Source organism: Acidobacteriota bacterium, from assembly GCA_016712445.1.
Classification (GTDB): domain Bacteria; phylum Pseudomonadota; class Alphaproteobacteria; order Caulobacterales; family Hyphomonadaceae; genus Hyphomonas.
The window spans coordinates 1685260-1694722 of record JADJRB010000001.1; the positions used below are offsets into that span (position 1 = coordinate 1685260).

Below are 9463 nucleotides of genomic sequence, written 5' to 3' on the forward strand. Positions count from 1 at the left end.
CCACTCAGCGCGGCGCGTTGCGCCCGAGGAAGGGCACGATACGGTTCAGCAGGACCGGGACAACGGCCTCCGGGAAATCGTGACCCCACTTGTCGATGATCTCGATTTCGGCGCCGGAGATACGCCGGGCGATGTCTTCGCCCGCCGCAGGCCGGATGAGCGTGTCGGCAGCGCCGTGCAGCACCAGGGTCGGCATGCCCAACGTTGCGAGCCGGTCGTGCCAGCGCGGCTGGGCGAGAATGGCCGCATACTGACGGGCAACGCCCCCCGGCCGGTCGGAACGCGCCATGGCGGCCACGGCACTTGCGCGGATGTCATCATCGGAATTCCGGATATCCGGGTGCGATCCGTAGACGGCGCGTCCCTGGACCGCGATCTCGGCAATCGCCTCCGGCGTCCGCTTGGCGGGAACGGCGGTCAGGGCGGCTGCAGCTTCCGGCGAGGAGGGCGGCAAGGACGGGTCACCGGAGGTCGTCATCACCGGGATCAGCGTGCGCACGCGCTCCGGATGGTTCAGGGCCATCAGCTGTACGATCATGCCGCCCATAGAGGCGCCCATGATGTCGGCCTTGTCCGCGCCGAGCGCGGTGATGAGGGCGGCGGCATCGGCGGCCATGTCTTCGAGGAGGTAGGGCACCTTGGCGTGCATCGGCTCGCCGGCGGCGATGCCTTTCACGATGTCGCGCGGCGAGGGCGCCGTCTTGCCGGCAAATTCCGTCGAGAGGCCGATATCCCGGTTGTCGAACACGACAACCCGGCGGCCAGCGTCGGCAAGGCCTTCCGCGAGGCTTTCAGGCCAGGCCGTCATCTGGGCCGAGAAGCCCATGACCAGCAGCATCAACGGATCGTCCTTCGATCCGTATTCCCTGTATTCGATCTCGATGCCGTTGGCCGCGATCCGTGCCATGTGTAGTCCTCCCGTCGCTTTTCTGTGGTGTCGCGAAGAAGGACAGGACCTAGCGGCTCAATTCCTTCATCGCCTCGTCGAGCCCGCCCAGTGTCATTTCGAACATGCGGTGCTCCCCGATCAGTTCACGGATGAGCTTGATCGAGCCGGTATATTCCCAGGCGCCTTCCTTGGTCGGGTTCAGCCAGACGAAGTGAGGGTAGCGTTCAACGAAGCGCTGGATCCAGAGGCCGCCGGCCTCTTCGTTCCAGTGCTCGACCGAGCCGCCCGGATAGGTGATCTCGTAGGGGCTCATCGTGGCGTCGCCGACGACGATGACCTTGTACTCCGACGGATACTTGTTGAGCACATCCCAGGTCGGGATGCGGGCATTCATCCGGCGGCGGTTGTCCTTCCAGAGGCCCTCATAGGGGCAGTTGTGGAAGTAGTAGTATTCGAGGTTCTTGATCTCGGATTTCGCGGCGGAGAACAGCTCCTCCATGATCCGCACATAGGGGTCCATCGAGCCGCCGACATCCAGCAACAGGAGCACGGAAACGGTGTTGCGCTTCTCGGCGCGCATCTCGATGTCGAGATAGCCCTTGCGGGCCGTGTTGCGGATGGTCTGGTCAAGGTCCAGCTCGTCCTGCGCGCCCTTGCGGGCCCATTTGCGCAGGCGCTTCATGGCGACCTTGATGTTCCGTGTACCGAGTTCGACCTTGTCGTCGTAATTCTTGAACTCGCGCTTGTCCCAGACCTTCACGGCCTTGCGGTGGCGGGATTTCTCCTGCCCGATGCGCACGCCTTCCGGATTGTAGCCATTGGCGCCGAAAGGCGAGGTGCCGCCGGTGCCGATCATCTTGTTGCCGCCTTCGTGGCGCTTCTTCTGTTCCTCAAGCCGCTGTTTCAGCGTCTCCATGAGCTTCTCGAAGCCGCCCATGGCCTCGATCTCGGCCATCTCTTCCGGCGTCAGGAATTTCTCGCTCATCTTGCGGAGCCATTCTTCCGGCAGGTCCTTCACGTTCACCGCATCTGCGAGCGTGTCGAGGCCCTTGAAGACATGGCTGAAAACGCGGTCGAACTTGTCGATGTTGCGCTCGTCCTTCACCAGCGCGGCGCGCGAGAGATAGTAGAAATCCTCGACGTCCATCGCGATGACCTGCTTGTCCATCGCCTCCATGAGGGTCAGGTATTCTTTCAGCGTCACCGGGACTTTTGCTTCGCGCAGTTCGTTGAAGAAATTCAGGAACATCGGCCATATCCGTACTGTTTCGGAATTGAGGATAGCGCGCATGGGACGCGCTGTCCAAGCTGACGTAGCGAAAACTGACCGGTCATGCTGCATTCACCGGCGCCGGGCTAGGGAGCCGGCATGAAGCGAGCGGCAATCCTCCTCCTGATGACGGCCATGAGCCTCGGCGCGCCGGCGCTGGCGAAACCGGCCCAGCCTCTGGCAACCGCGTGCCTGCCGGCCGGCGAAGCGGCCTGCCTGCTGGACGCCGCCTGGACATCGGCCTTGCTGCTGCCGCCCGAGAAACTGGAGCGGGTGAAGCCGCTGTTCGCGCCGCTGGCCTTGCAGCTTAAGGACAAGGCAGCGCGGGCGAGCTGGGACCGTCGGCTCGGCGATGTGCCGGTCGACATGGCCGAAGAGGATTACGTACGCCGCACCGCCGAGACGGCCGTGCGTGAATATGGATGGGAAGGTTTCCTGCAGCGCGCCCGTGAAGGCGCCGCGCCGCTGCAGATGGGCCGGCCGGAGATCATGGCGGCAGCGGCCGAGTTCGCGCCGGACAGCAAGCAGCGGGCGCGGCTGATCGAGCTGATGTTCGCGCTGGCGGGCACGCCGGACGGCCGGCAGGTCAGCGGCATCCGCCTCGACGCCTTCGAGCGCGCCGATTTCGGTCATGTGCTGGCGGAGAGGATGATGCGAGACTGCAAACTCGCCGGTTTCGACCGCGCCGTGGCGCTGACGGCGGCGCCCGACGCGCTGCGCTACAAGCTCTGGCGCGCGCGCATCACCGGCAATGCCGGGGCGTTGGCGCAGGATATCCGCGCCGGTGACGCCGCCGGCGACACCAGCCATGTGCGCCAGGCGCTGGAGGGCATCGCGCCCCTGGTGTCGCTCGGCTATTGCACGAAACAGGCGTAAAGCCTTTCCCGCCCGCCATCTTTGAGTCATAGCGGATACATGGACACGCTCGATGAAACCGATGCGGACATGGTTCCCCTGCCAGCCGAAGGCCAGTGCGGCCCGGCTGAAGTGACGGCGCTGTCACACCTCTACCGGGCCGAAGTCTACCGCTCGACGGTCTGGCGCCAGCGGCTGGACCAGACGACCAACTGGGCGGTGATCTCGACAGGCATCGGCCTCTCGGTTGCCTTTGCGAACGAGCGCGCCTCGCCGTTCCCGATCGTGCTGGTGGGCATGCTGTGCATCGTCTTCCTGATGCTGGAGGCGCGCCGTTATCGCTTCTTCTATGTCTGGCGCTTCAGGGCGCGCGTGATGGAAATCGCCTTCATGGTGCCGATCCTGCGCGGGGAGGGCGCTAAGATCCAGCTCGACCGCGGCACGGCGCTGTCGGACGATTACGAGAAGCCGCAATACCGCATCTCGATGATCCGCTGCGTCGGCCGTCGCCTGCGGCGCAACTACGGCTATATCTTTGCGATCCTCGGCGCGGCCTACTTTGCGAAGATCGCGATTCACCCGGTCGATGTCACCTCGTGGGACCACTTCATGCGCCGCGCGCATATCGGGCCGATCCCCGGCTGGCTGTCGATCGCGGCAGGTCTCGGCTTCCACGCCGCCTGGGGCTTCATCGCCTGGAAGACCTGGTGGGACGAGCGCACCGACAAGACGAAGATGGCCGACTTCCTGAAGAGCCGCGACGACGTGAACTACGGCCAGGCCGTCAACCCGCACGAGACGGCGCTGGGGTAGTCCGGGCTCAGATCGTGTTGCCGGAGCCCGGCTTGTTTGCTTTAGCAAGGCTCTGGATCGCGTCCTGCTGTCCCATGGAAGATGCAACGATGAAGGCTTCGTCGCGGGAAGATTCCGACGCCGGATACGTAAACCGCAGTTTCATCCGCCAGCCTGAGATCTGTTTGATCAGGACGCCGGACTTCATCGCCACGCCATTGCTGTCTGTGTAGCCGATTACGCCGTAGGCAAAAGCGCCGGGCGGCGGTGCGTTTTCGAAGGTCTCGATTGTTGCGGGCGTGTGCACGGGATGCCGGCCTTTCACCACTTGCTCCATCACCAAGTCCACCTCATCCGCGACCGTGCCGCCATTGCGGTAGGCGTAGAACGACATCAGCGAGTCGCCCTGCAAGTAGGTGCAGCCAACATTCTGTCCGTCGCTCTCGTAGATGTGTGCATCCGTGCGCGAAAACCCCGTCCATTCGGCTGGGCACATAAGACCTGACTGGACGTGAGTGAGGTTGCCAGCATCGTCGGCTTTCAAGATCTCGGCATCCGAAAGTGCTGCGGCCGGCTCTTTCGGTGGCAGCGTCTTGTTCATCATGTCGACGATGGCTTTCGCCTCGGGCGAAGCGTTGGCGTCTGTGCTGTAAAGCCCGGTGTCCGAGTTTACATAAATCGTGACGTCCTCACTCTCCGGAGTGGACGCGCAGGCGGCGCAGACCAGAGCGAGTGCCCCGGATGCCAATGCCAGTCTAAGGTTTCGGTAGCGCATCACGGGTCTCCTGCTTTCTCTCCGAGATTGCAGGAGCCGCGATCAAGTGTCTAGCCCGCCGGGCCGCGCCGTCCGCCGCCCGAATTTCCGCCGTCCGTGCGGCGGGAGAGGAAGGCGAGGCGTTCGAACAGGGCAACGTCCTGTTCGTTCTTGAGCAGGGCGCCGTGAAGGGGCGGGGTCAGCGCTTCGGGGTTCTTCTCGCGCATCGTCTCGAGGTCGATGTCCTCGTTCATCAAGAGCTTCAGCCAGTCGAGCAATTCGGAGGTCGAAGGCTTCTTCTTCACGCCCGGCAGTTCGCGCATGGCGTAGAAAGTCGAGAGCGCATCGCCGACAAGCTTCTTCTTGATGCCGGGGAAGTGGACGTCGATAATGGCGCGCATCGTCGGCTCGTCCGGGAACTTGATGAAGTGGAAGAAGCAGCGGCGCAGGAAAGCGTCCGGCAATTCTTTCTCGTTGTTGGAGGTGATGATGACGATCGGGCGGACCTTCGCCTTCACGACCTCATTGGTCTCGTAGACATAGAACTCCATCCGGTCGAGTTCCTGCAGGAGGTCGTTCGGGAATTCGATGTCGGCCTTGTCGATCTCGTCGATCAGCAGCACGGGGCGCTTCTTCGAGGTGAAGGCCTCCCAGAGCTTGCCCTTCTTGATGTAGTTCTTGACGTCCTTGGCGCGCTCTTCGCCCATCTGGCCGTCGCGGAGACGCGAGACCGCGTCATACTCGTAGAGGCCCTGGTTGGCCTTGGTGGTCGACTTGATGTGCCACTCGATCAGCTCGAGGCCGAGAGACTTCGCAACTTCGATCGCCAGCACGGTCTTGCCGGTGCCCGGCTCGCCCTTGACCAGGAGCGGACGCTCCAGCGAGATCGCCGCGTTGACGGCCACCCGCAGGTCGTCTGTTGCCACATAATTGCTGGTTCCTTCGAAGCGCATCGGCCCTGATCCCTCTGAAATCTTACCGCTTCACCATAAAGCCCGCCCGCCACCGGGCAAGCGCTGACCTATAGGAAAGCGCTGCAATGCAACATCGAATTCACTTAAGGGAAGGGGGTGATTGTGGTAAACAGGAATGGCCATGCGCTGCGCCACAGAGGCTCAAGCTTCAGACACGCGCCGCACCTTCCCCGATCGATCCGGCTTCATGTCGGGGTGCCCGGGATTGTGCAGGACTTATGATCCAACGCCCTCCTGAGACGGGCGCATGGCAGCCTCCCCGGCCCCTGCTTTCGATGCCCGCGGATGGTTCCCGCGGGGGCCCTTCGGGTTGGTAAATTGATGGCAATCAAGCGTTAACGCCTGTGTGCGAACTTGGATCAGTCCGCAGGACGAGGTTCAGCGCAGTATGCCACTCAAACTCTCCCTCAAGCCCGGCGAAACCTTCGTGGTGAACGGCGCCGTTGTGCGCAACGGCGACCGGCGTGGCGTGCTGCTGCTCGAGACGCAGGCGCGTGTCCTCCGCGAAAAGGACATCCTGAAGCCCGCCGATGCCGCGACCCCCGCAGGGCGCGCCTATTTTGCCGTGATGCAGATGTACTTGCTCGGCGAGGTCGATGGGCCGCTTTACACGCAGACGGCGGATGCGCTGGCGGGCCTCCTGGCCGAGATGCCGGATGCGCACGACGACGTGCTGCAGATTTCCGCCGATGTGGTGGCGGGCGACCTTTACCGCGCGTTGAGCCGCTGCCGCAAACTGATGCCGTCGGTCCAGACGGAGGAGGCGTGATGGCCGAGGGCAATACACTACGCGCCTCTCTGTCGCTGAATACACCTCCGGCGGTGGGCCTCGACGAGGCCATCCGGCTGCTGGAAGCAGGCAAGGGCGAAGGCCTTCGGGTTGATCTTGGCGGCGGGCGCTTTGCCTCGGCCGACACGCCGCGCGGCACCGACGGCTTGCTGCAGCGCCTGCGCGGCCACAAGATGCTGACCGCCCTGTCAAAGGACGGCGGCGACCTGTCACGGCTCAAGCCGCCGGCCACCGAAGTGACGGTGGCCCCGGCTGTGCGGGAAATCCTCGACGCGGCGACGCGCAAGCCTTAAGGCGCTGCGCGCATGACCCCTGAACTCATTTCCCTCTTCACCGCGGCCTTCGTCACATTCTTCGTGCTGATCGACGCGCCGGGCGTGGCGCCGATCTTTGCGACGCTGACCGCGGGCACGCCGGCCACGCACCGCCGGAAGATGGCCTACAAATCCGTCTTCGTTGCCTCGCTGATCATGCTGTTCTTTGCGTTCGGCGGCGCCTGGCTGCTCGGGGCGATGCACATTTCGCTCGACGCCTTCCGGATTGCCGGCGGCGCGCTGCTGTTCCTGATCGCGCTCGACATGGTTTTCGAGAAGCGCACCGAGCGGCGCGAGAACCGGGCCGAAGAAGTTCTGGAAGAGCATAAGAACCTTCCGCAGCCGGATGATATCTCGGTCTTTCCGATGGGTATTCCGATGATTGCCGGGCCGGGCTCGATTGCCACGGCGATGTTCTATATGTCGGAAGCAGCAAATTGGCAGGAGCAGGGCGTGGTGCTGGCCGCCATCGGCCTGAACCTTCTGATCACGCTGGTAATCTTCCTGCTTGCCGGACCCATCGTGCGCCTGATCGGCGCGAGCGTGGCCGGGGCCATCACGCGTATCCTCGGTGTCATCCTGGCGGCCCTGTCAGCGCAGCTGCTGATCGATGGAATCCGGGGCGCGTTCAGTCTGGGCTGAAGCGGCGTTCCGAAAAGTGGTATCCGTTTTCGGGAAAACGCCGCGCAAATTGAAAAATTCAGGCGCCGATCAGTTCGGCCTTCGGCTTGCGCTTGGGGAAGTAGATCCGGATCGTCGACAGGGCGACCCAGAAGAGCAGCATGCCAGCGGCGGTGAGGCTCATGATTTCCAGCACCATCGAATTGTCCCAGCGCACGCCCGCATCGGCGACGCGCAGGGCTTCTGTGCCGCGTTCCTTGACGAGCGCAACCGCCTGCATGCCGCCGGCTTCGGCCAGCATGCGCGCGCGGCGCAGGTCGGTGCCGTCCTCGACATAAGACAGCAGGGTCAGCGCGGCGGTAGGGCTGGTGAGCGTCGCGATCTTGTCGATCTGTTCGAGGTCGGTTTCCAGCCGGATCAGGCCGGCGGGGTCGATGGATTTCTCGAACGCGTCGCGCACGCGGGCGCCGCGCACGTCGGTGGTGGCGAGATCCTTCAGCGCGGCTTCCAGCGCCGGGGTCAGCACCTCGCGCGGGACGGCGGCGCCGGTGCGCTCATCGAGATAGGCGGTGAACTCCGGTGTCAGGCGCTTGGAGCGGCTGGCGGATTTGACGATGGAGACGGCGCGGATGTTGGCGTCCGACAGGCCGTCGCTGATGCCCTGCTGCACGAGGCCGATGCCGGTGAGCTTGAAGACGATACCATCGGACAAGTCGCCGCCGATCCAGCGCTGGGACATGGCGGCGAGGTCGCCATAGTTGCCGAGCAAGCGGAAGCGCCAGTCGAGTTCCGGACGCACGCCGGCCTCCAGCACTTCGCCGATTTCTTCCTCGTCCGAGCGGACTTCAGCGGGCACGGCGGCCGCATCCGGTGCGGCGCCTGTTTCTCTGCCGGCAGCCGCGGCGCCGGGCGCTGCATCGGACGCCGCTGCAACAACCGGTGCGGCTTCGGGCTCAGGCGGTATGATCGGTGTCTGCGGCAGGCCGATCTCGTATTCGATAGCTCGGGCGACGCTCTCCGGCATCTTCTGCAAGGCGGCGCGGATCATGCGCTCGTCGGCGGTGCCTTTGGTCTCTGCCTCAGCGCGCGCGCGCACCTGCTTGCCGAGATCGTTGCCGAGCATCGACGGAGCGGCGATCAGATAGCCGCGCAATGCGTCGACGTCCTTGTCCTCGAGTGCGCGCTGGACCTTGTCCTGCCAGAAGGGGAGCTTGCGGCTCGCTTCTTTCGGCGAAAGATCCTCGAACGCGTCATCAATCCTGTCCTTGGTCTGGATGATCGCATCGATGGTGGGCTGCTCGGCGACCCCGACCCCCTCGTAAGCCTGCTTGACGGTGTTTGCCGCAATCACCGGCAGGAGGATCAACAATGAGTTGAACATCACCGCCAGCATCCAGCCAGCCTGCTTGGTCGGTTGTTTGCGTTGTTTGGCCATTCAGGTGGGGAAACCGTGGAAAGCGCAGCGGTGGGGGGACGTGCGCCATAGAGACTGCCGGGGTCCCAAAGATCAAGTGCCGGTGTGCAACTTGCACTGCAGCGCGCGCCCTACTGCACCAAAAGGCTCGAAAGTTTCGTGGAAATGTCGTATTTTTGGTGTAAGGACTTGATTATGTTGGAAATAAGTTAACAGCGCGCGCGATTGCGCCGAATCGAGGGTCGATCTATATGGCACGGAAACGCGTGAAGGAGCCTGCGGTGAGCATCGATCTTTCAGACGACTATCGTCCGTCCGACGGCGAAGAGTTCATGAATGAACGCCAGCGCGCTTATTTCCGGCGCCTGCTGGAAGACTGGAAAGCCGACATCCTCAACGGCGCCAAGCAGACCATCCACAATCTCCAGGACGAATCGGGCTCGCTGCCGGACATCGTCGACCGCGCCTCGGCCGAAAGTGACAAGGCTCTCGAGCTGCGCACGCGGGATCGCCAGCGCAAGCTGATCTCCAAGATCGACTCCGCCCTGCGCCGCATCGAGGATGGCACCTACGGCTATTGCGAAGCCACCGGCGAGCCGATCGGCCTGCGCCGCCTCGAAGCGCGTCCGACCGCCACGCTGAGCCTCGAGGCGCAGGAGCGTCACGAGCGCAAGGAACGCACCCTGCGCGACGACTAGAGCCCCGCTCCAGATCCAAAACCTGAAAGGCGGCGCTCCCGGGAAGGAGCACCGCCTTTTTTAATTCTACCACTCACCCAAACGCCTTGGCG

11 protein-coding genes are annotated in these 9463 nt (G+C 63.7%); 6 read left to right on the forward strand and 5 right to left on the reverse strand.

Annotated elements, in window-relative coordinates; translation table 11 throughout:
• Nucleotides 1-4: 4 nt before the first annotated feature.
• Both IPK75_08620 and IPK75_08625 read right to left on the reverse strand, forming a co-directional pair.
• Nucleotides 5-907, reverse strand: a complete 903-nt coding sequence (locus IPK75_08620; GenBank protein ID MBK8198421.1) for an alpha/beta hydrolase — start codon at nt 905-907, stop codon at nt 5-7.
• A 49-nt stretch (nt 908-956) separates the two neighbouring features.
• Nucleotides 957-2138, reverse strand: a complete 1182-nt coding sequence (locus IPK75_08625; protein ID MBK8198422.1) for a VWA domain-containing protein — start codon at nt 2136-2138, stop codon at nt 957-959.
• A 120-nt stretch (nt 2139-2258) separates the two neighbouring features.
• Here IPK75_08625 and IPK75_08630 point away from each other — a divergent pair, with 120 nt between their 5' ends.
• Nucleotides 2259-3035: a hypothetical protein gene (locus tag IPK75_08630; protein MBK8198423.1), complete on the forward strand. Its 777-nt coding sequence runs from the start codon at nt 2259-2261 to the stop codon at nt 3033-3035.
• A gap of 39 nt (nt 3036-3074) precedes the next feature.
• Nucleotides 3075-3827 carry a DUF2270 domain-containing protein gene (locus IPK75_08635; GenBank protein MBK8198424.1) on the forward strand — a complete coding sequence of 251 codons (753 nt, stop codon included), beginning with the start codon at nt 3075-3077 and terminating at the stop codon, nt 3825-3827.
• 7 nt (nt 3828-3834) lie between these two features.
• Here IPK75_08635 and IPK75_08640 read toward each other — a convergent pair whose 3' ends face one another.
• Together IPK75_08640 and IPK75_08645 are read right to left on the reverse strand one after the other, a co-directional pair.
• Nucleotides 3835-4581 (reverse strand): hypothetical protein, encoded by a 747-nt coding sequence (locus IPK75_08640; GenBank protein ID MBK8198425.1) that lies wholly within the window; start codon nt 4579-4581, stop codon nt 3835-3837.
• Between the two features lie 50 nt (nt 4582-4631).
• A complete protein-coding gene (locus IPK75_08645) occupies nt 4632-5513 on the reverse strand; it encodes a MoxR family ATPase (protein ID MBK8198426.1) in 882 nt (293 codons plus the stop codon).
• 409 nt (nt 5514-5922) lie between these two features.
• Here IPK75_08645 and flbT point away from each other — a divergent pair, with 409 nt between their 5' ends.
• From flbT to IPK75_08660, 3 genes are read left to right on the forward strand one after another with little or no spacing between them, the layout of a single operon-like run.
• Nucleotides 5923-6303 (forward strand): flagellar biosynthesis repressor FlbT, encoded by a 381-nt coding sequence (gene flbT, locus IPK75_08650; protein ID MBK8198427.1) that lies wholly within the window; start codon nt 5923-5925, stop codon nt 6301-6303.
• Nucleotides 6303-6617 carry a hypothetical protein gene (locus IPK75_08655; GenBank protein MBK8198428.1) on the forward strand — a complete coding sequence of 105 codons (315 nt, stop codon included), beginning with the start codon at nt 6303-6305 and terminating at the stop codon, nt 6615-6617. The genes flbT and IPK75_08655 overlap by 1 nt, the downstream gene beginning before the upstream one ends.
• A gap of 12 nt (nt 6618-6629) precedes the next feature.
• Nucleotides 6630-7280, forward strand: a complete 651-nt coding sequence (locus IPK75_08660; GenBank protein ID MBK8198429.1) for a MarC family protein — start codon at nt 6630-6632, stop codon at nt 7278-7280.
• 58 nt (nt 7281-7338) lie between these two features.
• Here the strand turns inward: IPK75_08660 and IPK75_08665 are convergent, their stop codons facing one another.
• On the reverse strand, nt 7339-8694 hold the full coding sequence (locus tag IPK75_08665; protein MBK8198430.1) for a hypothetical protein: 1356 nt from the start codon (nt 8692-8694) through the stop codon (nt 7339-7341).
• Nucleotides 8695-8924: 230 nt separating this feature from the next.
• On the opposite strand from IPK75_08665, the gene dksA reads away from it, so the two are divergent.
• The gene (gene dksA, locus IPK75_08670; protein ID MBK8198431.1) at nt 8925-9371 is read left to right on the forward strand and encodes an RNA polymerase-binding protein DksA; all 447 of its coding nucleotides are present in this window, start codon (nt 8925-8927) and stop codon (nt 9369-9371) included.
• Nucleotides 9372-9463 lie beyond the last annotated feature (92 nt).

Coding starts and splice junctions, on each gene's coding strand:
- IPK75_08620 (MBK8198421.1), bottom strand. CDS start 907: ATGGCACGGATCGCGGCCAACGGCATCGAGATCGAATACAGGGAATAC.
- IPK75_08625 (MBK8198422.1), bottom strand. CDS start 2,138: ATGTTCCTGAATTTCTTCAACGAACTGCGCGAAGCAAAAGTCCCGGTG.
- IPK75_08630 (MBK8198423.1), top strand. CDS start 2,259: ATGAAGCGAGCGGCAATCCTCCTCCTGATGACGGCCATGAGCCTCGGC.
- IPK75_08635 (MBK8198424.1), top strand. CDS start 3,075: ATGGACACGCTCGATGAAACCGATGCGGACATGGTTCCCCTGCCAGCC.
- IPK75_08640 (MBK8198425.1), bottom strand. CDS start 4,581: ATGCGCTACCGAAACCTTAGACTGGCATTGGCATCCGGGGCACTCGCT.
- IPK75_08645 (MBK8198426.1), bottom strand. CDS start 5,513: ATGCGCTTCGAAGGAACCAGCAATTATGTGGCAACAGACGACCTGCGG.
- flbT (MBK8198427.1), top strand. CDS start 5,923: ATGCCACTCAAACTCTCCCTCAAGCCCGGCGAAACCTTCGTGGTGAAC.
- IPK75_08655 (MBK8198428.1), top strand. CDS start 6,303: ATGGCCGAGGGCAATACACTACGCGCCTCTCTGTCGCTGAATACACCT.
- IPK75_08660 (MBK8198429.1), top strand. CDS start 6,630: ATGACCCCTGAACTCATTTCCCTCTTCACCGCGGCCTTCGTCACATTC.
- IPK75_08665 (MBK8198430.1), bottom strand. CDS start 8,694: ATGGCCAAACAACGCAAACAACCGACCAAGCAGGCTGGCTGGATGCTG.
- dksA (MBK8198431.1), top strand. CDS start 8,925: ATGGCACGGAAACGCGTGAAGGAGCCTGCGGTGAGCATCGATCTTTCA.